A 21366-nucleotide genomic window follows, 5' to 3' on the forward strand; every position below is an offset into this window, starting at 1 on the left:
GCCGCGGTTCAGGCCGCGCTCGCCTCCGCCGTCACCGCCACGCGGGACAGCAGGTGCTCGTACGTCCGGCGGTCGAACTCGCCCGCTGCCGGTGCCGCAACCGTCGCCGCCGACAGGGCCACCGCGCGGGTCAGCCGGTCCGGCCAGGACAGGCCGTCAGCGAGGCCCGACAGCAGGCCCGCGCAGGCCGAGTCGCCGGCGCCCGTCGGATTGCCGCGGACCGGGGCGGGCGGGGCCGCGCGCCAGCGGCCCTCGGGGGTGAGCGCGAGCAGGCCCGCCGCGCCCAGTGACGCCACCACCGTGCGCGCACCCCGGCGCCGGACGTCCTGCGTGGCCCGCAGCGGCTCGTGGGAACCGGTCAGCTCGGCCAGCTCCTCCGCGTTCGGCTTGACGATGTCCGGGCGGGCCGCCACGCCCCGGCGCAGCGGCTCCCCGCTGGTGTCCAGCAGGACCGGGACGCCCGCCGCCCTGGCCGTCCGCACCAGACCGGCGTACGCGCCCACCGGGACGCCCGGCGGCAGGCTGCCGCACAGGGCCACCGCCGACGCGGACCCGAGGAGCCGCTCGTACGCGTGCAGGAAGTTGGACCACTCGGCGGGGGAGACGGGCGGGCCCGGCTCGTTGAGCTGGGTCGTGTCGCCCGTCGTGTCGTCCACCACGGCGACCGTGCGCCGGGTCGGCCCGGCGACCGGCACCAGCTCGTCCGCCACGCCCGCCGCCCGGGCCAGCAGGTCGCGCACCGCGCACCCGGTGGCGCCGCCCGCGAACCCGGTGACGGTCACCCGGTGGCCGAGGGCCGCGAGGACCCGGGCCACGTTCACCCCCTTGCCGCCGGGGCGTTCGGTGACGTCCGTGACCCGGTGGGAGGCGTGCGGCGTGAGGGCCGGGACCCGGTAGGTGATGTCGAGAGCGGTGTTCAGCGTGACCGTGAGGATCACCTGGGCCGACCTCCCCCGCGTGCGTGCAGTGCCGTTTCCGAGGCCACGATCATGCCAAAGACCCGGCTGTCCTCCCAGCCCGCGTCCCGGCGGCCACCCCCCGGGACGGATCAGGCCGGCCGGGGATCGACCACCCATGCGCCCCGGCGCATCACGCCCTTCACGTCGAAGGCCTCGTCCAGCAGCACCAGGTCGGCGTCCTTGCCGGGTTCCAGGGAGCCGATCCGGTCGGCGAGGCCGAGCAGGCGGGCCGGGGTCGCCGAGAGCGCGGCGACCGCCTGCTCCACCGGCAGCCCGTCCACCGTCACCGCCCGCTTGAACGCGCGGTCCAGCGTCAGCGTCGAGCCCGCGATGGAGCCGCCCTCCACCAGGCGTGCCACGCCGTCGGCCACCTCGACCTCCAGCGGGCCGAGCATGTAGCGGCCGTCGCCGAAGCCCGCCGCGTCCATCGCGTCGGTGATGAACGCGACCCGGTCCGCTCCCGCGTGACGGAACGCCAGCTGGAGCGCCGCCGGGTGCAGATGCGTGCCGTCGTTGATCAGCTCGACCGTGACCCGCTCGTCCTCCAGCAGGGCGGCGATCGGGCCGGGGGCGCGGTGCCCGAGCGCCGGCATCGCGTTGAACAGGTGCGTGGCGACCGTCGCGCCCGCGTCGATGGCCTCGGCGGTCTGCTCGTACGTCGCGTCCGTGTGGCCGACCGCCGCGATCACGCCGTGCTCGGCGAGCAGCCGTACGGAGTCGACGCCGCCCGGCAGTTCGGTGGCGAGGGTGACCATGCGGGCCTGGCCGCGCGCCGCGTCGAGCAGCTTGCGCACCTCGGCCGGGTCCGGGTCGCGCAGCAGGTCCTCGGCGTGGGCGCCCTTGCGGCACGGCGAGATGAACGGGCCCTCGAAGTGGATGCCGGCGATGTCGCCCTGCTCGGCCAGCTCCGACAGCAGGCCCGCGCGGTGCGCGAGGAAGTCCATGTCCCCGGTGACGGTGGAGGCGACCAGGGTGGTGGTGCCGTGCAGCCGGTGGGTGCGGATGCCCCGCAGGACCTCCTCGACCGTCCCGGAGGTGAAGGACGCGCCGCCGCCGCCGTGGTTGTGCAGGTCCACGAAGCCGGGCACCAGCCAGTGGCCGGTGACGTCGACGACCCGGGCGTGTTCCGGTGCCGCGGCGGCGATGCGGGTGCCGTCCACGACGACCCGGCCGTCCTCCACCGTTCCGGTGGGCAGCACCACGCGGGCGCCCGCGAGGACCGTGGGGGCCCCGGCCGTCGCGGGCCGCGGGTGGTCGGTGGCAGGGTGCGCGTCGCGGCGGTGCCGCGCGTCGGCGCTGTCCCGCGTCCCTGGGGCGTTGGCCATCAGCCGCTTACCTCCGTACGGTCGGTGTGGTCAAGGAGATCCCAGGCCAGGAGCCCGGCACCGAGGCATCCCGCCGTGTCGCCCAGCGCCGCGGGGACGAGGGACGGCAGCTTCTGGAAGGTGAGGCGACGCCGGACGGCGTCCCGCAGGGGCGAGAACAAGGTTTCCCCCGCCTCGGCCAGGCCGCCACCGATGATCAGCGTGCGCGGGTCCAGCAGGGTGAGCGCCGTGACCAGGCCGTCGGCGAGCGCGTCCACCGCCTCCTGCCAGACCCGCACCGCGCGCGCATCGCCCGCCTCGACGGCCTTGGCGCAGTCCGCGGCGTCCGCGTCCGGGTCCCCGCACACCCGCGCCCACGCCTCGCTGACCGCCGCCGCCGACGCGAACCGCTCCAGGCAGCCGCGCTGACCGCACGGGCAGGGCAGCCCGCCGGGCCGTACGACGACGTGGCCGATCTCGCCCGCGAAGCCGTGCGCGCCCGCCTCCACCCGGCCGTCGATGCCGATGGCGCCCGCGATGCCGGTGCCCAGCGCCACGAACAGGAACCGGTCGGCGCCGCGGCCCGCTCCGACCCGGCCCTCGGCGAGGCCGCCGGTGCGCACGTCGTGCCCGAGGGCGACGGGCGTGCCCAGCCGCTCGGCGAGCAGGGCCCGCAGTGGTACGTCGCGCCAGCCGAGGTTGGCCGCGTACACGGCGACGCCGGACGCCGCGTCCACGATGCCGGGGACGGCGACGCCGGCCGCGGAGGCGGGCCCGCCCAGGTGCGTCACGCCGTACGCGTGCAGGTCGGCCGCGAAGCCGAGGATGTCCTCGACCACCGCGTCCGGTCCGCGCTCGCGGCCCGTCGCCCGGCGGGCCCGGTGCAGCAGCTCGCCGTCCGCCCCGACCAGGGCGGCCTTCATCCCGGTGCCGCCCACGTCGAGGGCGATGACATGTCTCACGGGGACAGTGTGGCCCGATTACCCTCAAGAGGTCTAGTCCACTTGCGTGGCGGAGGCCTTATGGCCGATTTGCCCGTACGGGGGGCGGGTGCCGGGTGGGGGTGCTGTCGGTGCCGGGCGTTAGCGTGGGCGGCATGGGTGCGGGTGACGGTCCGGTGGGGCTGGGGACGCGGGAACGGGACATCCTCGCGCTGGAGCGCCGGGGGTTCCCCGGACCCGGCGCGAAGGAGCGGGCCATACGGGAGGAGCTGGGGCTGGCGCCCGTCCGGTACTACCAGCTCCTCAACGCCCTCCTCGACGACCCCCGCGCGCTCGCCCTCGACCCCGTGACCGTGAACCGGCTGAGACGGGTGCGGGACGCCCGGCGCGCCGAGCGGTGACCGGACCCGCCTGGATAGGGTCGCCGTATGGGCAGCTATACGGACTCCACGGAAACCGACCCCGCACGGCCCCTGCCGACGCCTGCCACCGCGGCCGGGCGCAGCGGCCTCGACGCGATTCTCGCGCGGCCCGGCAAGGCCGTCGTCGCGCTCGACTTCGACGGGACGCTCGCGCCGATCGTCGCCGACCCCGAGCAGGCCCGCCCGCATCCCGACGCGGTACGGACCCTGGCCGCGCTCGCGCCGAAGGTGGCCTCCGTCGCGGTGATCACCGGGCGGCCCGCGGAGGTCGCGGTGCGCTACGGCGGGTTCGCGGGCGTCGCCGGGCTGGAACACCTCGTCGTGCTCGGGCACTACGGCGCCGAGCGCTGGGAAGCCGCGAGCGGTCAGGTCGTCGCGCCCGCGCCGCATCCCGGGGTCGCGGGTGCGCTGGGGGAGTTGCCGGGGCTGCTGACGGGGTCCGGGGTGGCCGCGGTGGCTGCCGGTGCGTGGGTCGAGGAGAAGGGGCGGGCGGTGGCCGTGCACACGCGGCGGGCCGCCGATCCGCAGGCGGCGTTCGAGGTGCTGCGGGAGCCGTTGACGGACCTGGCGGCCCGGCACGGGCTGATCGTGGAACCGGGCCGTCTGGTGCTGGAGCTGCGGCCGCCGGGGATGGACAAGGGTGTGGCGCTGAGCGAGTACGTGCGGTCGGTCGGCGCGGAGTCGGTGCTGTACGGGGGCGACGACCTGGGGGACCTGCCGGCGTTCGCGGCCGTGGACCGGCTGCGGGAGGAGGGGGTCGGGGGGCTGCTGGTGTGCAGCGGCAGCGACGAGGTGCCGGAGCTCCGGCAGCGGGCGGACGTGGTGGTGGACGGGCCGGAGGGCGTGGTGCGGCTGCTGGCGGCGCTTGCGGGTCGCCTCTGACGCGGGGTGGCGCCGGGCGGGTCGCGCGGGGCGCGATGTGCGGGTCGCCGACTGCGGGCAGTCGCGCCGCTGGGGCGACGGGGGTCCCCCGGGCTCGGACGAAGTCGAGAGTCCGGGGGAGGGCGGGCGCGGGCGGCAACCCGTCAGCGCCGGGCCGCGCCCCCCGCCCCCGGCCGCAGCCGCGTTCAGCCCCGCAACGCCTCCACCTGCTCCAGGAACCACCGCGCCGGCGGCAACGCCGTCGCCGCCGCCGACAACCGCTTCGCCCGCTCCGCCCGCTCCCCGGCCGGCATCGTCAGCGCCTCGTGCAGCGCCCCGGCCGTGCCGACCACGTCGTACGGGTTCACCTCGATCGCGTCCTCGCCCAGCTCCTCGTACGCCCCCGCCTCCCGCGACAGCACCAGCGCGCAGCCGGCGTCGGACAGCAGCGGGATCTCCTTGGCGACGAGGTTCATGCCGTCCCGGATGGGGTTGACCAGGGCCACGTCGGCCAGTCGGTAGGCCGCCAGCGAGCGGGCGAAGTCGTCCTTCACGTGCAGCACGACCGGCCTCCAGCCGGGCGTGCCGAACGTCGAGTCGATCTCGTCCGCCACCCGCCGCACCTCGGCCGTGTACTCCCGGTACACCGCGAGGTCCTGCCGCGACGGGTAGGCGAAGGCGACGTGCACCACCCGCTCCCGCCACTCCGGGTGGTCCGCCAGCAGCCGGCGGTAGGCCAGCAGGCCCCGGACGATGTTCTTCGACAGTTCCGTGCGGTCCACGCGGACGATGGTGCGGCGCGGCGTGCCGTCGGGTGCCGTGCCGATCTCCTCGCGCAGGCTCCTGATGCGCTCCTCGACGTCCGCCTCCTGCGACCGCTCGCGCAGGAAGTCCGCGTCGACGCCGAGGCCGTGCACGCCGACCCGGGTGTCCCCGAGCCCGCCCGCGAACTGCTCGCAGCACGCCGTGAACGCGTCCGCCCAGCGCCGGGTGAGGAAGCCGAGGCGGTCGGCGCCCAGCATGCCGCGCAGGACCTGGGCGGCGATGTCGTCCGGCAGCAGCCGGAAGTACTCCGGCGGTGCCCACGGCGTGTGCGAGAAGTGACCGATGCGCAGGTCCGGGCGCAGCTCGCGCAGCATGCCCGGGACCAGGGTCAGGTGGTAGTCCTGCACGAGCACCGACGCGCCGTGGGCCGCCTCCTGTGCGAGTGCCTCGGCGAAGGCGCGGTTGTATGTCTCGTACGACGTCCACTGGCGGCGGAACTCCGCGTCGAAGACCGGTTCCAGCGGGGTCTGGTAGAGCATGTGGTGCACGAACCACAGCACGGAGTTGGCGATGCCGTTGTACGCGTCGGTGTGCACGTCGGCCGCGATGTCCAGCATCCGCACCCCGGGCTCGCCGGCCCCGCGCCGCACCGCCTCGCGGTCGCCGTCGGACAGGGCCGAGCACACCCACAGCGCGTCGGCGTCGGAGCCGATCGCGGAGAGGCCGGAGACCAGCCCGCCGCCGCCGCGTTTCGCGTGCAGCGAGCCGTCCTCGCCGACCGTGTACGAGACCGGGCCGCGATTGGACGCGACCAGCACTTGGGCACCCTGAGCTGCAGCCTGCGTTGAAGCCATAAGCCTCAACCTAGCCCAGCCGGTAAACGCTCAAACGTACGGTTCCGCGGCGTGGCCCGGTCGTATACGGCGGGCCGCCTCCCGGGCGTCACGCGACCTTCCGCTCGGCGTACTCCGCGATCTCCGCCATCGGCGGGCGCTCCTCCGTGTCGACCGAGAAGGTCCGCGGCTCGAAGCCGTCCTCGCCGCGTTCGAACTGGGTGAGGGCGGGCCGGATCAGGTGGCCGCGGGCCAGCCGGAGCTGGGCGGTGCGGTAGATCGCGGCGGACATGCGGCCCAGCGCCTGGCCGTCCTGGTGGCGGTGCCTGCGCACGCCGACGTCGACCTGGGCCAGCGCGTCGAGGCCCACCAGGTGCAGGGCGTCGACCAGCATGCCCAGCTCCACGCCGTAGCCGACGGGGAACGGCAGCTGCTCCAGGAGCGTGCGGCGGGCCGCGTACTCGCCGCCGAGGGGCTGCACGAAGCCCGCGAGCTGCGGCCAGTGCATGTTCAGCAGGGGGCGGGCCATCAGCTCGGTGACCCGGCCGCCCTGGCCGGCCGCCGAGCCGAGCGGGCGGTCGTACATCGCCTTGACCAGGTGTACGTCCGGGTCGGTGAGCAGCGGGCCGACGATGCCCGAGACGAAGCCGGAGGAGAACTCCCTCAGGTCGGCGTCCACGAAGCACACGATGTCCCCGCGCGTGACCAGCAGCGAGCGCCACAGCACCTCGCCCTTGCCGGGGACGGCCGGGATGCGGGGCAGGATCGCGTCGCGGTGCACCACGGTGGCGCCCGCGGCGGCCGCCACCTCGGAGGTGCGGTCGGTGGAGCCCGAGTCGACGACGACCACCTCGTCCACCAGCGGCACCTCCCGCATCAGGTCGCGGCGGACGACAGCGACGATGTCGCCGACCGTCTCCTCCTCGTTCAGCGCGGGCAGCACGACGCTGACCGTCTGCCCCGTGGCGCGCTTCGCGGCCAGGAGCTGGTGGAGGGGACGATCGGTCGCGGACCAGGAGCGTGCAGTCAGCCAGCGCTCGACTTCTTCCAGCACGGTCGGTGGCTCCTCTGCGTTCTCTCGGCGAGCCGGTGTGATTCATCTCGCGGTTCGGACGACTATCTCAACTGTCCTGGCCGTCGGTTACAGTCTTGAACAACGCGGATGACCATCGCATGTCGGGGGTCACGACCCCGCCGTCCGCGTGATCAACAACCACATACAGCTCATCCAGAGGGGCAGAGGGAAACGGCCCGATGAAGCCCCGGCAACCCTCCAGCCGGTCTCGTAGATCATTCTTGATCGCTCTCCGCGAGGCTCCCGGCTAGGGAAGGTGCCAAATCCGTCTCACGGCGAGATGCGTCGTGAGGAAGATGAGGAGAAAGGGCCTCGCCTCACATGGCTGTGCAGACTGTTGCAAGCACCACGAACTCCGTCGACCTGGGCCCCGCCGCGGCGCTTTCCTGCCGGGAGTGCGGCCACCGCGTGCCGCTCGGCCCGGTCTTCGCGTGCGAGGAGTGTTTCGGCCCGCTGGAGATCGCCTACGACTTCTCGGCGTACGACACCGAGGAACTCCGCGCGCGCATCACGGCGGGCCCCGCGAACATCTGGCGCTACGCGCCGCTGCTGCCCGTCCCGGCCGACGTGGCGGACAAGCCGAACATCAACCCCGGCTGGACCAAGCTCGTCAAGGCCGACAACCTCGCCCGCGAGCTGGGTGTCGACGCGGGCAGGCTGTTCGTCAAGGACGACTCCGGCAACCCGACGCACTCCTTCAAGGACCGGGTCGTCGCGCAGGCCCTGGAGGCCGCCCGTGCCTTCGGCTTCACGACGCTGAGCTGCTCCTCCACCGGCAACCTGGCCGGTGCCGTCGGCGCCGCCGCCGCCCGCGCGGGCTTCCGGTCCTGCGTGTTCATCCCGCACGACCTGGAGCAGGGCAAGATCGTGATGGCCGCGGTGTACGGCGGCGAGCTCGTCGGCATCGAGGGCAACTACGACGACGTGAACCGCTTCTGCTCCGAGCTGATCGGCGACCCGGCCGGCGAGGGCTGGGGCTTCGTCAACGTCAACCTGCGCCCTTACTACGCGGAGGGGTCCAAGACCCTCGCGTACGAGATCTGCGAGCAGCTGGGCTGGCGGCTGCCCGACCAGCTCGTCGTGCCCATCGCCTCCGGGTCCCAGCTCACGAAGATCGACAAGGGGCTCAAGGAGCTGATCGAGCTCGGGCTCGTCGCGGACAGGCCGTACAAGATCTTCGGGGCGCAGGCCGAGGGCTGCTCGCCGGTGTCCGCCGCCTTCAAGGCGGGCCACGACGTCGTCCGGCCGCAGAAGCCGAACACCATCGCCAAGTCCCTGGCCATCGGCAACCCGGCCGACGGGCCGTACGTCCTGGACATCGCGCGGCGGACCGGTGGGGCCGTGGAGGACGTCACCGACGAGCAGGTGGTGGACGCGATCAAGCTGCTCGCGCGGACCGAGGGCATCTTCGCGGAGACCGCCGGCGGGGTGACCGTGGGTGTCACCCGCAAGCTGATCGAGAACGGCGTCCTGGACCCGACGCTGACGACCGTCGTGCTGAACACCGGCGACGGCCTCAAGACCCTCGACGCGGTGGCCGGCACCGGCCTCACCGCCACCATCCGCCCGAACCTGGACTCCTTCCGAGAGGCTGGCCTCGCATGAGCGTGACCGTTCGCATCCCCACCATCCTGCGCACCTACACCGGCGGGCAGGCCGAGGTCGCCGCCGAGGGCGCCACCCTCGGCGAGGTCATCGCCGACCTGGAGAAGAACCACACCGGCATCGCCGCCCGCGTCCTGGACGACCAGGGCAGGCTGCGCCGCTTCGTGAACGTCTACGTCAACGACGACGACGTCCGCTTCGAGCAGGGCCTGGACACCGCGACGCCCGAGGGCGCCGGCGTCTCCATCATCCCGGCGGTCGCCGGCGGCTGCTGAGCCCCCGATCACCCACCGTTCGCCGGGTTGCCCCCTCCGTGAGAGAAACGGAGGGGGCAATTCTGCAGGGTTGAGCACGGTAGAGTTGGGGAACCGGGCTTGATCCACATGCCAAGCGCATATGAACTCCGGTTCCGCTTGCGATGAGAAGTAGCCAAAGTGTGTGGCTCTTTTGCGACATTGGTTCCTTTTGTGGAGCCCGACTTGCCCTGAACTCGGGCGAATTCTCACTACATTCCGGACCGCGCGCGTCCAGATTTCTCGTCCGATTGACCTGTTGCAGACGGCAGTTGGACAGATACATTCGGCCGCGGTCGACGCGTTCCGGCGCACGCCCCCACCGTGGGGGGTGAGGTCTGACCCGGGTCCGCGAAGTGTGGATCTGTGCAAGGGCCAGTAATAGGGGAGTTAGGCATGGCTCAGGGCACCGTCAAGTGGTTCAACGCGGAGAAGGGGTACGGCTTCATCGCGGTCGACGGTGGTGCGGATGTTTTCGTCCACTACAGCGCGATCCAGATGGACGGGTACCGCACCCTGGAAGAGGGCCAGCGGGTCGAGTTCGAGATCTCGCAGGGCCAGAAGGGCCCACAGGCCGACATGGTCCGCGTCACTGCCTGAAAAGCGCGCGGCTGCCGCAGACCGGTTCTTCAGGCGAAGGGTCCGTACCTCCGGGTACGGGCCCTTCGTCGTGCCCGGACGGCGCCCGGGGCGTGCCGCGGTCGCGCCCGGAGCGCGCCGGGCCGGACCCGGAGCGTGCCGGGAACCCGTGCGAGCGCTGTTCGCGCGCGGCTGAGCGCCCCCCTGGATACCGGGCGGGCGCTTGCACTCGGCAGGGGCGAGTGCTAATCATTGGCGTTAGCACTCTGAAGGTGAGAGTGACAACGTAAGGACCGGGTCGGTGAGGCCACGGGCAAGGTGGAGCAAGGAACCACCGGCCGGGGGCCGTCCGTCGCGGGCGCGGGCGCGGTCCGAAGTAATCACCCCCAGTCCTGGAGGGACCACTTCACATGGCCAAGATCATCGCGTTCGACGAGGAGGCGCGGCGCGGCCTCGAGCGCGGCATGAACCAGCTCGCGGACGCCGTCAAGGTGACGCTCGGCCCCAAGGGCCGCAACGTCGTCCTCGAGAAGAAGTGGGGCGCCCCCACGATCACCAACGATGGTGTCTCCATCGCCAAGGAGATCGAACTCGAGGACCCGTACGAGAAGATCGGCGCCGAGCTGGTCAAGGAAGTCGCCAAGAAGACGGACGACGTCGCCGGTGACGGTACGACCACGGCGACCGTTCTCGCCCAGGCCCTGGTGCGCGAGGGTCTGCGCAACGTGGCCGCCGGCGCCAACCCGATGGCCCTGAAGCGCGGTATCGAGAAGGCCGTCGAGGCCGTCTCCGCCGCCCTGCTGGAGCAGGCGAAGGACGTCGAGACCAAGGAGCAGATCGCCTCCACGGCCTCCATCTCCGCCGCCGACACCCAGATCGGCGAGCTCATCGCCGAGGCCATGGACAAGGTCGGCAAGGAAGGCGTCATCACCGTCGAGGAGTCCCAGACCTTCGGTCTGGAGCTGGAGCTCACCGAGGGTATGCGCTTCGACAAGGGCTACATCTCGGCGTACTTCGCCACCGACATGGAGCGCATGGAGGCCGTCCTCGACGAGCCGTACATCCTGATCGCGAACTCCAAGATCTCCAGCGTCAAGGACCTGCTCCCGCTCCTGGAGAAGGTCATGCAGTCGGGCAAGCCGCTGCTGATCATCGCCGAGGACGTCGAGGGCGAGGCCCTGTCGACCCTGGTCGTCAACAAGATCCGCGGCACCTTCAAGTCCGTCGCCGTCAAGGCCCCGGGCTTCGGCGACCGCCGCAAGGCCATGCTCGGCGACATCGCGATCCTCACGGGCGGCGAGGTCATCTCCGAGGAGGTCGGCCTCAAGCTGGAGAACGCGACGCTGGACCTGCTGGGCAAGGCCCGCAAGGTCGTGATCACCAAGGACGAGACCACCATCGTCGACGGTTCCGGCTCGGCCGACCAGGTCCAGGGCCGCGTGAACCAGATCCGCGCCGAGATCGAGAACAGCGACTCGGACTACGACCGCGAGAAGCTGCAGGAGCGCCTGGCGAAGCTCGCCGGCGGCGTGGCCGTCATCAAGGCCGGTGCCGCCACCGAGGTGGAGCTGAAGGAGCGCAAGCACCGCATCGAGGACGCCGTGCGCAACGCCAAGGCGGCCGTCGAGGAGGGCATCGTCGCCGGTGGTGGCGTGGCCCTGCTGCAGGCCTCCCAGGTCTTCGAGAAGCTGGAGCTGGAGGGTGACGAGGCGACCGGTGCCCAGGCCGTCAAGCTGGCCCTGGAAGCCCCGCTGAAGCAGATCGCCGTCAACGCCGGCCTCGAGGGCGGCGTCGTGGTGGAGAAGGTGCGCAACCTGACCCCGGGCCACGGCCTGAACGCCGCGACCGGCGAGTACGTCGACCTGGTCAAGGAAGGCATCATCGACCCGGCCAAGGTGACGCGCTCCGCGCTGCAGAACGCCGCGTCGATCGCCGCGCTGTTCCTCACCACCGAGGCCGTCATCGCCGACAAGCCGGAGAAGGCCGCCGCGCCCGCCGGTGGCGGCATGCCGGGCGGTGACATGGACTTCTGATCCTCCCGAGGATCGGACCGTCCGTCAGTACGGAGGACCGGGGGCGGCATTCCCTGCACGGCAGGGGGTGCCGCCCTCGGGCGTGTCCGGTATCACATCGGGGCGCGGCGGGACGCCGGAATGCCGTGCGCGGCGCGGCCGTTGAGGGCTGGTGAGCGCTTTAATGCACGCGCACATACCAGTTGGTCGGAAGTCTGCCTTCCGTCTGCCGTCGACGCCGAGGAGTCCTCATGGCCGCCCCCGCCCCCGAGACCGCCGTCCAGACCGCCGCCTCCCGAGCTGCGGAGATCCTCTCCCGCCCGGTCGGCATCAACGGCCTGACCGTCCCCAACCGCGTCGCCATGGCGCCCATGACCCGCATGTTCTCCCCGGGCGGCATCCCCGGCGAGGACGTCGCCTCGTACTACGCCCGCCGCGCCGCCGCCGGTGTCGGCCTGATCATCACCGAGGGAACCTACGTCGGCCACGAGTCGGCCGGGCAGAGCGACCGCGTGCCGCGCTTCCACGGCGAGGAGCAGCTCGCGGGCTGGGCGAAGGTCGCCGAGGCGGTGCACGAGGCGGGCGGCACCATCGTGCCGCAGCTGTGGCACGTCGGCATGGTCCGCACGCAGGGCGAGCCACCCTTCCCGGACGCCCCCGCCGTCGGCCCGTCCGGGCTGCGCATCGGCGCGGACGAGCCCACCGGCAGGGCGATGACGCGGGCCGACCTGGACGCCGTGATCGGCGCGTTCGCCGAGGCCGCTGCCGCCGCCGAGCGCATCGGCTTCGACGGCGTGGAGCTGCACGGCGCTCACGGTTACCTCATCGACCAGTTCCTGTGGGCGGGCACCAACCGCCGCACCGACGCCTACGGCGGCGACCCGGTGTCCCGCACGAGATTCGCCGCGGAGATCGTGGCCGCCGTCCGCGAGGCCGTCTCGCCCGGCTTCCCGGTCGTCTTCCGCTACTCGCAGTGGAAGCAGGAGGCCTACGACGCCCGTCTCGCCGAGACACCCGAGGAGCTGGAGGCGATCCTCGCGCCGCTCGCCGCGGCCGGCGTCGACGCCTTCCACGCGTCCACCCGCCGTTACTGGGAGCCGGAGTTCGAGGGCTCGGACCTCAACCTGGCCGGCTGGACGAAGAAGCTCACCGGCCGGACGTCCATCACGGTCGGCTCGGTCGGCCTGACCGGCGACGTCGTCAGGTCCTTCCAGGGCGAGGGCTCGGACGTCGGCGACATCGACGGCCTCCTCGACCGGCTGGAGCGAGACGAGTTCGACCTGGTGGCCGTCGGCCGAGCCCTGCTCCAGGACCCGCTGTGGGTCCGCAAGGTCCTCGACGGGCGCCTGGACGAGCTGGCGCCGTACGATCCGGCGGCGCTGAAGACGCTCAGCTGAGCCCGGCGGGGGCTACAGGTTCCCCATCGGCTCGATGTCGGCCCGTACCGGTGTGCCCCACACGCGCAGCACCTCGTAGTCGGTGAACTCGTGCACGAGCCGGTACGCGGTCGCCGACCGGGGCGCGCGCACCTGGGCGGCGATGTACGCCTCGGCCTCGCGCCGGTCCCGGCGGGGCGTGCCGCACAGCTGCCACTCGCGCCCGTTCCACAGCTCCGGCAGCCAGCGCTGCTGGGGCTGCGGCCGGTCCCCGCGCACGCCGTACCGGGACGGCGCGGGCTCCGCGGGCCTGACCCGCGGGGCGCCGCCGCCGTACTCGGCGCGGCGGGCGGCCCTGCGCCGCGTCTCGCACAGCAGGCACAGGTCGGGGGCGGCCGTGTCGACGGGCCCGTTCGGGTGCTCGGGGCAGCGGGTGGTGGGCGCGCCGCCCGTGACGCTCTCCTCCAGCAGGTCCAGCGCCCGCCGCAGGTCGGCCTTGACCTCGTGCAGCTTGGCGTCGGGCGTGTCGGCGGTCAGCGCCTCCCCGTGCTCCCCGAGCAGACGGAGGGCGCGGCCTAGGGCGGTGAGCTGGGCGTGGTTCATGGCGGGTCGGTTACGTCCTCGGGCTGACGGTAAACTGCGGCATGCGCGCGGTGGCGCGCGGGACACCAGCCTCCGCGCATCGGGCGCGTTTGTCGATCCGGTGCCGGTGCGCCGTCAGCGGCCCGCGCGCGCCAGCGCCCTTCGCAGGTGCCCGTCCGACTCCGCGAGGAGGCGGGCCGCGGCCGCCGCGTCGACCCCGGCGAGGATGGTCAGGATCGCGTCCTTCACCTCGCCGTCGGTGGCCGTGAGGGCCGCCTCGATCTCGTCGTCCGAGGCGCCCGTCGCCAGCGCGACGATACGGCGGGAGCGGGCCCGCAGCTTCTCGTTGGAGGCGCGGACGTCGACCATCAGGTTCCCGTACGTCTTGCCCAGCCGGATCATCGTGATGGTCGAGATCATGTTGAGGACCAGCTTCTGTGCCGTGCCGGCCTTGAGACGGGTGGAGCCGGTGATCAGCTCGGGTCCGACGACGATCTCGATGCCGTGCTCGGCGGCGGCGGCCAGCGCGCTGTCCGGGTTGCAGGCCAGGCCGACGGTCAGGGCGCCCAGCGCGCGGGCGTGCTCGACGGCGCCGACCGCGTACGGGGTGCGGCCGGAGGCGGAGATGCCGACCACCGCGTCGGCGGCGCCCACCCCGGCCGCGTCGAGGTCGGCCCGCGCGAACTCCCTGGAGTCCTCCGCGCCCTCCACGGACGTCACCATGGCCCCCGGGCCGCCCGCGATCAGGCCGACGACCTGCGCGGGGTCCGTGTTGAACGTGGGCGGGCACTCGGAGGCGTCGAGCACGCCCAGCCGCCCGGCGGTGCCCGCGCCCGCGTAGATGAGCCGGCCGCCCTTCGCCATCCGCTCGGCCACGGCGTCGATCGCGGCGGCGATCTGCGGCAGTTGGTCGGCGACGGCCGCGGGCACGGTGGCGTCCTCGCCGTTCATCAACAGCGCGATGTCGAGCGTGGGCAGCCGGTCGATGCCGGCCAGGTCCGGACGGAACGCCTCGGTCGGCAGCGTCTCCAGCTGGGCTCTGAGGTTGCGGTTGTCGGACATGGAGGTCATGGGGCGGCGGCTCTCTCGTGCGTACGGCTGGCTGAGGGGGGTGCGGGAGACGAGCGGACGGGGCCCGGTCTAGCGCTGGGCGCCGCCGCGCGGGCGGTGGCGGTGGGCGAGCGCCTCGTACGACGCCGACAGGGCGGGCGCCGCCGACTCGTACGTGCGCTGCGCCACCCCCACGAACAGGCAGTCCACCACGAGGAGCTGACTGGTCCGCGACGACATGGCCGCCGGGCGCAGCTCGCTCTCCCGGGCCGTGGACGTGGTCAGGACGTGGTCCGCGTACTGGGTGACGGCGGAGTCGGGCCTGCCGGTGACGGCGATGGTCGTCGCGCCGTGCTCGAAGGCCACCCGCAGCGGCTCTATGACGTCGCCCGTCGAACCGGAGTGCGTGATCGCGATGGCCACGTCGCCGGACCGCAGCTGCACCGCGTTGGTGACGGCGAGGTGCGGGTCGCTGTGCGCGTGCGCGATCAGCCCTATCCGCAGCAGCTTCTGGGTGAGGTCCTGGGCGACCAGTCCGGAGGCGCCCACCCCGTACACGTCGGTGCGGCGGGCCGTGGCCAGGGCGGTGACGGCCGCGCCGAGCTGCACGGTGTCCAGGCCGGCCGCCGTGTCGGCGAGGGTCTGCTGTTCGTCGTAGGCGAGTTTGGCGACGACGTCGGCGATCGGGTCGTCCACCGCGATGTCCGTGGTGATGGCGGGCGCCCTGCCGGACTGCTGCTGCGCGGCGAGCCCGGCGAGGGCCAGGCGCAGGTCGCGGTAGCCGGGGTAGCCGAGCAGGCGGGCGGTGCGGACGACCGTGGCCTCGCTGGTGCCGGTGAGCTCGGCGAGGCCGGTGACCGTGAGCGCGGCGCAGCCGGCCGGGTCGCCCGCGACGGCCTCGGCGACGCGCTGCATGGAGCGGGTCATCGACGGCGCGAGCGTGCGAACCTTGGCGGCGAGGGCGGCGGGCGCGGGCGGGGTGGCGCCGGAACCGCCGGAGCCGCCGCGCTCGGTTGCGAAAATTCCCTTCACATGCTGGGTCACCTCTGAAAGATATTTTCCGTTCGGCGGTCCGGTCAAGAGTGCGCACAATGGGTGCCATGAACCCCACCGGCAACCCCGTCAGCCCCTTGGAGCAGGCGCTGCACGCCGCACGCGCCTTGGTGCTCGCCGACCTGGTCGCGCGCGAGGTCGCCGAGGCGGACGTGGTCTCGCTGGTCGAGGAGTCGGTCGCGCAGCGGCGCTGGTGGGTGGAGCAGTGGCCGGAGGGCTCGGCGTACCTGGCCGGGCTGGTCGCGCAGGACGTGCAGGACGCGCTGCTGGACCGGTACGGCCGCTGGCCGCTGTGCCCGGTGTGCCCCTCCGGCGACCCGCACGCGCTCGACGTCGAACCCGACCTCGGGCCCGACCCGCACTGGGTGTGCCACAAGGCCGGCGTGAAGGTCGCCGCGGTGGGCGCACTGGGCGCGTCCGGCGGGACGCCGTCCTCGTGACGGTCTACATCGACCGGCCGACCTGGCCCGGCCACGGCCGGATGTGGTCCCACCTGGTCAGCGACGTGTCGTACGAGGAGCTGCACGCGTTCGCCGATCAGCTGGGCGTCCCGCGCCGGGCCTTCGAGCGGGACCACTACGACATCCCCTCGCACCGGTACGCGGACGCGGTGGCCGCGGGCGCGGTCGAGGTCAGCAGCCGCGATGTGGTGCGGCTGCTGACGGGGGCGGGCCTGCGCAGGCCGAAGGGGCGCGCCTGAGCCCCGCCGGGCCTCTACCGGACCCGCCTAGCCGCGCAGCTCGTACGTGAAGTTCTCCGCGTCCTCGGCCACGCGCCGGAAGCCGGCGCGTTCCAGCACCCGCTGCGAGGCGCGGTTGCCCAGGTCCACGCGGGCGGTCACGACCCGTACCGCGTCCTGCGCGAGCGCCCGGGCCGACAGGGTGCGCAGCGCCTCCGTGGCGTAGCCGTGGCCGCGGGCGGGCTCCACGAGGTCGTAGCCGACCTCGACGCGGCCCGACTCGTCCGGCACGCCGTGGAAGCCGACCGCGCCGAGCGCCGCGTCGTCCTCGTGCCGCACCAGCGCGAACATGCCCCACTCCGGCCGGTGCGTGCCCGCCTCGTACTGCTTGGCCACCACCAGCTCCGCCCCGACCCGCGTGCCCTCGGCGGGGCTTCCGCCGAGCCAGCCGAAACCGCCGTCGCCGCCGACGGCGAGATCGGCGGCGGCAGCGGGCGTGACACCCTCCAGGGCCAGCCGGTCGGCGGGGATCACGAGGTTGTTGTACCAGCGCCACTCGGTGACCGGCTCCCGGCCGGGCAGCTCGGCGCGGCCGGTCGCCCACAGCAGGGTGCGCCAGGGGTCGGAATCCGGCCGGACGTGCGGGAAGATCCGGCGGAGCACGAAGTCGCTCAGCCCGGCGGGCGGTTGGTACGCCAGCCCCAGCCCTTGCGCGACGTCGTGGGTGTGCACCAGCACCTCCGCCACGCCCATCGCGGCGAAGCCCTCACGGTTCGCGCTGCGGAACGGGTACGGGTGGAAGGCGCGCGCCTTGCGCGGGGCGGTGCGCACCGCCGCGGCCAGCAGGGCGCCCGTCGTCTCCACGACGTCCAGCAGCCCCTCGTTGCCGGTGCCCTCCTCCAGGGCGATCTCGAACGGCACGTACGTGTCCCGCGCGCGGCCCGCGAGCTGACCGGCGTACGCGATCAGGTCGTCGGCGATGTGCAGCACCGTCCGGCGGCAGTCCCACTCCAGGCGACCGGCCGGTACGGCCGTCCAGTCCCGCTGTGTCACCGTCCGCAGCAGTGTCACGGTGCCCGCGACCGCCTGTTCCACCTGGTCCCCGCCCATGACTCGCATGCCGGGCAGGTTACGGGCCCGGGTCCGCTCAGGGCGACAGCATTTCCAGCTCGGCGGCGAGGTTGTAGCGGGCGGTCGCCTCCCACCTCTCCCGGCCGTAGGGGGTGTGGAACAGGCTGGGCAGGGCCAGGAGCCGGCGCAGGATCGCGGAGCGGCCCTCGCGGAAGGCGTCGTTCGGCACGAAGTGGTACTCCTCGCGGACGGCGGCCGTGTACGCGGCGTACGCGGACGGCGGCGACGCGAGGACGGCCAGGTCGGCGTCGCACAGCACCTGCCCGTCGCGGTCGTCGTCCGCCGGGTCGTGGCCGGCGGTCAGCCGGACCAGCCGGGCCACCTGCGCGGTCTTCGCGGCGGACACCCCGGCCTCGGGCAGCGCGCGCTCGGCGAGCCGGGCCGAGCGCTCCTCGTTCTCGGAGCGGTCGGGCAGGTACACGGCGTCGTGGAACCACGCGGCGAGCCGCACCACGTCCGGGTCGTCCGCGTACGCCTCCAGCACGTCGACGTGGTCGAGGACGGCGGTGAGGTGCGTGAGCGTGTGGTAGCGGCGCTGCGGCTCCCGCCAGCGGCCGAGCAGGTTGTCGGCGTACGGCGCCGGGTCCGGGAGCGGCGTCCGGTCCAGGCGCTCGGCGGGGCCGCGGGCTCCTTCCAGGGCGCGGGCGAAACGGGCGCGGAGGGCGTCGAGGTCGGCCATGGGGTCATTGTCGCGCCGGGCGGCCGGAATCCTGGCGCGCGTCGGTGGTCGACGAGCGGGAGCGCCTGGCGGGGCCGCGGAGCTGAACGTCCTCGGTGGCTGAAAGGGCCTCGGGAGGGCGGCCGGGGAAGGGGATCTCGGCGTGGGGCGGCGCAGGACCGCGTAGTCTTTGATTGGACTAGACCTCCTGTTACCCGCCCAACGGAAATGGGGTCCCATGAGCAAGCGTGCAGTCCTGGAGGTGATCGCCCTCGACGTCGAGGACGCGGTCGCCGCCCAGGCCGGAGGCGCGGACCGCCTCGAGCTGGTCACCGACATGGCGGCCGACGGGCTCACCCCGCCGGTCCGCACCGTCGCCGCAATCCGTGCGGCCGTCGGCATCCCGCTGCGGGTGATGCTGCGGCTGGCGGACGGGTTCGCGGCGGGTGACGTCGAACGGCTCGTGACGGTGGCCGGGGAGCTGCGGGAGGCGGGGGCGGAGGAGTTCGTCCTCGGCTTCCTGTCCCCGGGCGGCGACCTCGATCTGGTGGCGGTGGAGCGGGTCGTCGGGGCACTGGGGGCCTGCCGGTGGACGTTCCACCGGGCGATCGACCGGGCCGCCGACCGGGCCGCCCTGCGCAAGCAGCTCGCGGACCTCCCCGGGCTCGACACGTATCTGACCGCCGGGGCGCCGACGGGCGTGGACGACGGGCTCCCCACGCTGCTCGCCGAGGCGGCGCGGCGCGGGGAGCCGGGCTACGAGCAGCAGCTCCTGGTGGGCGGCGGCCTCCGGCTCGACCACCTGCCGCAGCTGGTGGCCGCGGGGATCGACGGCTTCCACATCGGCGGCGCGGCCCGCCCGGACGGCTGGGCCGGCCCGGTGTCGGCGGCGGCGGTGGCCCGGTGGCGGCTGGCGGTGGACGGGGTCGAGCCGTTCGACACCGTCGAGGACCTGGACCTTCAGCCGAGCTGAGGCGGCAGGGGCTCGCTGTGCGTCACGATCAGGCCCGACACCGCTCGGGTCAGTGTCACGTACAGGCGCCGCAGGCCCGTCGGCTCGTCCGGCTCGCCCGTCACCACGGCACGCGGCTCGTCCAGGACCACGTAGTCGTACTCCAGGCCCTTCGCCAGGGAGGCCGGGACCAGGGTCAGGCGGACGTCCGGGGTGGTCTCCTCGCCCGGGGACAGATACGGGACGCCCGCCGCCGCGAGGGCCCGCCCGAGGGCCGGGACGTGCGCGTCGGCGGCGATCAGGCCCGTCGAGCCCTCGCGGCGCAGCAGCTCCTCGCAGGCGGCGACGGTCCCGGCCCGGCCGGTGGTCCTGCGGATCTCGAAGAAGCCCGGATTCTCGCGGATCGACGCGACCGGGGTCAGACCCGGCGCGATGTGCGGCAGCAGGCGGGAGGCGTACGCGATGACGTCGGCCGGGACGCGGAAACCGGCCGTCAGTTCCTCGATCACGGCGTCGTCCTTGCCCAGATGGGCCAGCGCCTCCCGCCAGCTGCGGGTCGCCCACGGCGTGGTGCCCTGCGCGAGGTCGCCGAGGACGGTCGCCGAGCCGGTGGTGCAGCGGCGGCCGACGGCCCGGTACTGCATGGGGGACAGGTCCTGCGCCTCGTCCAGGACGACGTGCCCGAGGGACGGCGTGCGCTGGATCAGGTCGGCGGCCTCGTCGATCAGGACCGCGTCGGCCGGTGACCACTGCGCGGACTTCACCGACCGCGCCGGCCTCGCCCACAGGATCGCCTTCTGCTCCTCGGCGGTGAGAACGCCGTCCGCGTGCGCGGCGAGGAAGTCTGCGTCGGTCAGCAGCCGCAGCACGAGTTTCGCCGGGTCCACGGCCGGCCAGACCGCCTTCACGGCCGCCTTGACCGCGTTGCTGCGGGCCACCGCGTCCTGCACCCGGTCGTCCGGCGCCTCACCGGCCCGCTCCATCTGCACCAGCACGGCGTGCGCGATACGCTGCGGCAGGGCCTCGCGGGCGGCGCCGTAGCGCATGCCGCGGTCCAGCAACTGGCGTACCAGCTCCTCCAGTTCGTACGCGGGCACGCGCCAGCGGCGGGAGCCGCGCACCACCACGACCGGCTCGGCGGGCATCGTCACACCGGAGTACAGGGCCCGGCGCAGCACCTGCGCCATCCGCGCGTCGCCCTTGATCACCGCGGCGGCGGCGTCGTCCGTGCCGCGCACCTCCACATGGGCCACGAGGTCGTCGACGGTCGCCTGCTGCACGGCCAACTCGCCGAGCGCCGGGAGGACTTGCCCGATGTAGTGCAGGAAGGACCGGTTCGGCCCGATGACGAGGGTTCCGGTGCGGGCCAGGCGCTCGCGGTGCGCGTACAGCAGGTAGGCGACCCGGTGCAGGCCGACGGCCGTCTTGCCGGTGCCGGGGCCGCCCTGCACGCACACCGTGCCGGACAGCCCGGACCGCACGATCTCGTCCTGCTCGGGCTGGATCGTGGCGACGATGTCCCGCATCGGCCCGACACGCGGCCGTTCGATCTCCTGCTGGAGCAGCCTGCTGGTGGCCGCGGCCTCGGCCGGGTCCGACAGGTGCTCGTCCTCGTACGCGGTGAGGTCGCCGCCCGTGTAGCCGAAGCGGCGGCGCAGCGCGATGCCCTGGGGGTCCTTCCGGGACGCCCGGTAGAAGGGCTGCGACACCGGCGCGCGCCAGTCGACGACCATCGGGTCGCCGTCGGCGTCGTGCACGTGCCGCCGCCCGATGTAGAACCGCCCGTCCGTCTCCTCGGTCCGGTCGGCCCGCTCGGCGCCGGGGGCGTGCAGGTAGTCGAGGCGGCCGAAGAACAGCGGGGTGTCGCTGAGGTCGGCCAGCGCCTTGACGCGTGCGGCGATCTGGCGTTCCAGGATCTGCGCGTTGACCCAGTTCGCGGTGACGTCGCGGATGTCGAGCGACTCGACGTCGGCGCGCATGGCCCGCAGGGCGGCCCGGGACGCGGCGAGGTGCGCGCGCTCACGGGACAGGGGATCGTCGTCGGCGTGCGTGGACAAGGGGGTGCCTCCGGGGGACCTGCGGGAACGAGGCCGCTGCGGACTGCGCGGCAACCGGGAATTGCCGCCCGGTTTCCGGCCGGGCGACGGCACTCCGTGAGGGGAGGCGGGCAAGAGCGGAGATTCTAGGTGAGCGGGGGCGGGGGAGGCGAATGCTTTTCCCCGGCGCGGGGCACGGG

21 protein-coding genes and 1 riboswitch are annotated in these 21366 nt (G+C 73.6%); of the genes, 10 read left to right on the forward strand and 11 right to left on the reverse strand.

Features of this window, described 5'->3' with window-relative positions:
- Positions 1-8: 8 nt before the first annotated feature.
- The 3 genes from AB0M97_RS17795 to AB0M97_RS17805 all read right to left on the reverse strand — a co-directional run bounded on the left by AB0M97_RS17795 (position 9) and on the right by AB0M97_RS17805 (position 3225).
- Positions 9-938, reverse strand: a complete 930-nt coding sequence (locus AB0M97_RS17795) for a 1-phosphofructokinase family hexose kinase (RefSeq protein ID WP_365961793.1) — start codon at positions 936-938, stop codon at positions 9-11.
- A gap of 110 nt (positions 939-1048) precedes the next feature.
- The gene (nagA, locus tag AB0M97_RS17800) at positions 1049-2284 is read right to left on the reverse strand and encodes an N-acetylglucosamine-6-phosphate deacetylase (RefSeq protein ID WP_365961794.1); all 1236 of its coding nucleotides are present in this window, start codon (positions 2282-2284) and stop codon (positions 1049-1051) included.
- The gene (locus AB0M97_RS17805; RefSeq protein ID WP_365961795.1) at positions 2284-3225 is read right to left on the reverse strand and encodes an ROK family protein; all 942 of its coding nucleotides are present in this window, start codon (positions 3223-3225) and stop codon (positions 2284-2286) included. The genes nagA and AB0M97_RS17805 overlap by 1 nt, the downstream gene beginning before the upstream one ends.
- A 134-nt stretch (positions 3226-3359) precedes the next feature.
- On the opposite strand from AB0M97_RS17805, the gene AB0M97_RS17810 reads away from it, so the two are divergent.
- Both AB0M97_RS17810 and otsB read left to right on the forward strand, forming a co-directional pair.
- A complete protein-coding gene (locus tag AB0M97_RS17810) occupies positions 3360-3605 on the forward strand; it encodes a DUF3263 domain-containing protein (RefSeq protein WP_365961796.1) in 246 nt (81 codons plus the stop codon).
- A gap of 27 nt (positions 3606-3632) precedes the next feature.
- Positions 3633-4508, forward strand: a complete 876-nt coding sequence (gene otsB, locus AB0M97_RS17815) for a trehalose-phosphatase (RefSeq protein WP_365961797.1) — start codon at positions 3633-3635, stop codon at positions 4506-4508.
- Positions 4509-4693: 185 nt separating this feature from the next.
- On the opposite strand, the gene AB0M97_RS17820 is transcribed toward otsB, so the two are convergent.
- Positions 4694-6106 (reverse strand): trehalose-6-phosphate synthase, encoded by a 1413-nt coding sequence (locus AB0M97_RS17820; protein WP_365961798.1) that lies wholly within the window; start codon positions 6104-6106, stop codon positions 4694-4696.
- 88 nt (positions 6107-6194) lie between these two features.
- The gene (locus tag AB0M97_RS17825) at positions 6195-7139 is read right to left on the reverse strand and encodes a glucosyl-3-phosphoglycerate synthase (RefSeq protein ID WP_365961799.1); all 945 of its coding nucleotides are present in this window, start codon (positions 7137-7139) and stop codon (positions 6195-6197) included.
- 167 nt (positions 7140-7306) lie between these two features.
- Positions 7307-7463, forward strand: a riboswitch (SAM riboswitch).
- Positions 7464-7481: 18 nt separating this feature from the next.
- On the opposite strand from AB0M97_RS17825, the gene thrC reads away from it, so the two are divergent.
- From thrC to AB0M97_RS17850, 5 genes are all read left to right on the forward strand, one after another.
- Entirely contained in the window at positions 7482-8765 is a 1284-nt protein-coding gene (gene thrC / locus AB0M97_RS17830; RefSeq protein WP_365961800.1) for a threonine synthase, read from the forward strand.
- Positions 8762-9040: a MoaD/ThiS family protein gene (locus AB0M97_RS17835; protein WP_365961801.1), complete on the forward strand. Its 279-nt coding sequence runs from the start codon at positions 8762-8764 to the stop codon at positions 9038-9040. The genes thrC and AB0M97_RS17835 overlap by 4 nt, the downstream gene beginning before the upstream one ends.
- A gap of 414 nt (positions 9041-9454) precedes the next feature.
- The gene (locus tag AB0M97_RS17840) at positions 9455-9658 is read left to right on the forward strand and encodes a cold-shock protein (RefSeq protein WP_004986573.1); all 204 of its coding nucleotides are present in this window, start codon (positions 9455-9457) and stop codon (positions 9656-9658) included.
- Positions 9659-10047: 389 nt separating this feature from the next.
- Positions 10048-11670: a chaperonin GroEL gene (groL, locus tag AB0M97_RS17845; RefSeq protein ID WP_365961802.1), complete on the forward strand. Its 1623-nt coding sequence runs from the start codon at positions 10048-10050 to the stop codon at positions 11668-11670.
- A gap of 230 nt (positions 11671-11900) precedes the next feature.
- Positions 11901-13046 carry an NADH:flavin oxidoreductase gene (locus AB0M97_RS17850; RefSeq protein WP_365961803.1) on the forward strand — a complete coding sequence of 382 codons (1146 nt, stop codon included), beginning with the start codon at positions 11901-11903 and terminating at the stop codon, positions 13044-13046.
- 12 nt (positions 13047-13058) lie between these two features.
- Here the strand turns inward: AB0M97_RS17850 and AB0M97_RS17855 are convergent, their stop codons facing one another.
- The 3 genes from AB0M97_RS17855 to AB0M97_RS17865 form a co-directional block, all read right to left on the reverse strand.
- Positions 13059-13628, reverse strand: a complete 570-nt coding sequence (locus tag AB0M97_RS17855) for a hypothetical protein (RefSeq protein ID WP_365961804.1) — start codon at positions 13626-13628, stop codon at positions 13059-13061.
- Positions 13629-13742: 114 nt separating this feature from the next.
- Positions 13743-14678 (reverse strand): N-acetylmuramic acid 6-phosphate etherase, encoded by a 936-nt coding sequence (gene murQ, locus AB0M97_RS17860; protein WP_365961805.1) that lies wholly within the window; start codon positions 14676-14678, stop codon positions 13743-13745.
- A 69-nt stretch (positions 14679-14747) separates the two neighbouring features.
- Positions 14748-15689 carry a MurR/RpiR family transcriptional regulator gene (locus tag AB0M97_RS17865; protein WP_365961840.1) on the reverse strand — a complete coding sequence of 314 codons (942 nt, stop codon included), beginning with the start codon at positions 15687-15689 and terminating at the stop codon, positions 14748-14750.
- A gap of 68 nt (positions 15690-15757) precedes the next feature.
- On the opposite strand from AB0M97_RS17865, the gene AB0M97_RS17870 reads away from it, so the two are divergent.
- On the forward strand, positions 15758-16150 hold the full coding sequence (locus tag AB0M97_RS17870; protein ID WP_365961806.1) for a hypothetical protein: 393 nt from the start codon (positions 15758-15760) through the stop codon (positions 16148-16150).
- Positions 16147-16410 (forward strand): DUF4031 domain-containing protein, encoded by a 264-nt coding sequence (locus AB0M97_RS17875; RefSeq protein ID WP_365961807.1) that lies wholly within the window; start codon positions 16147-16149, stop codon positions 16408-16410. The genes AB0M97_RS17870 and AB0M97_RS17875 overlap by 4 nt, the downstream gene beginning before the upstream one ends.
- 27 nt (positions 16411-16437) lie before the next feature.
- On the opposite strand, the gene AB0M97_RS17880 is transcribed toward AB0M97_RS17875, so the two are convergent.
- Entirely contained in the window at positions 16438-17508 is a 1071-nt protein-coding gene (locus tag AB0M97_RS17880; protein WP_365961808.1) for a GNAT family N-acetyltransferase, read from the reverse strand.
- Between the two features lie 28 nt (positions 17509-17536).
- Positions 17537-18199 (reverse strand): hypothetical protein, encoded by a 663-nt coding sequence (locus tag AB0M97_RS17885; RefSeq protein WP_365961809.1) that lies wholly within the window; start codon positions 18197-18199, stop codon positions 17537-17539.
- A 217-nt stretch (positions 18200-18416) separates the two neighbouring features.
- Here AB0M97_RS17885 and AB0M97_RS17890 point away from each other — a divergent pair, with 217 nt between their 5' ends.
- Positions 18417-19151: a copper homeostasis protein CutC gene (locus tag AB0M97_RS17890; RefSeq protein WP_365961810.1), complete on the forward strand. Its 735-nt coding sequence runs from the start codon at positions 18417-18419 to the stop codon at positions 19149-19151.
- Here the strand turns inward: AB0M97_RS17890 and AB0M97_RS17895 are convergent.
- A complete protein-coding gene (locus AB0M97_RS17895) occupies positions 19139-21109 on the reverse strand; it encodes a UvrD-helicase domain-containing protein (RefSeq protein WP_365961841.1) in 1971 nt (656 codons plus the stop codon). The genes AB0M97_RS17890 and AB0M97_RS17895 overlap by 13 nt on opposite strands.
- Positions 21110-21366 lie beyond the last annotated feature (257 nt).

The sequence above is a fragment of the Streptomyces sp. NPDC051207 genome (assembly GCF_040682395.1).
Taxonomy (GTDB): domain Bacteria; phylum Actinomycetota; class Actinomycetes; order Streptomycetales; family Streptomycetaceae; genus Streptomyces.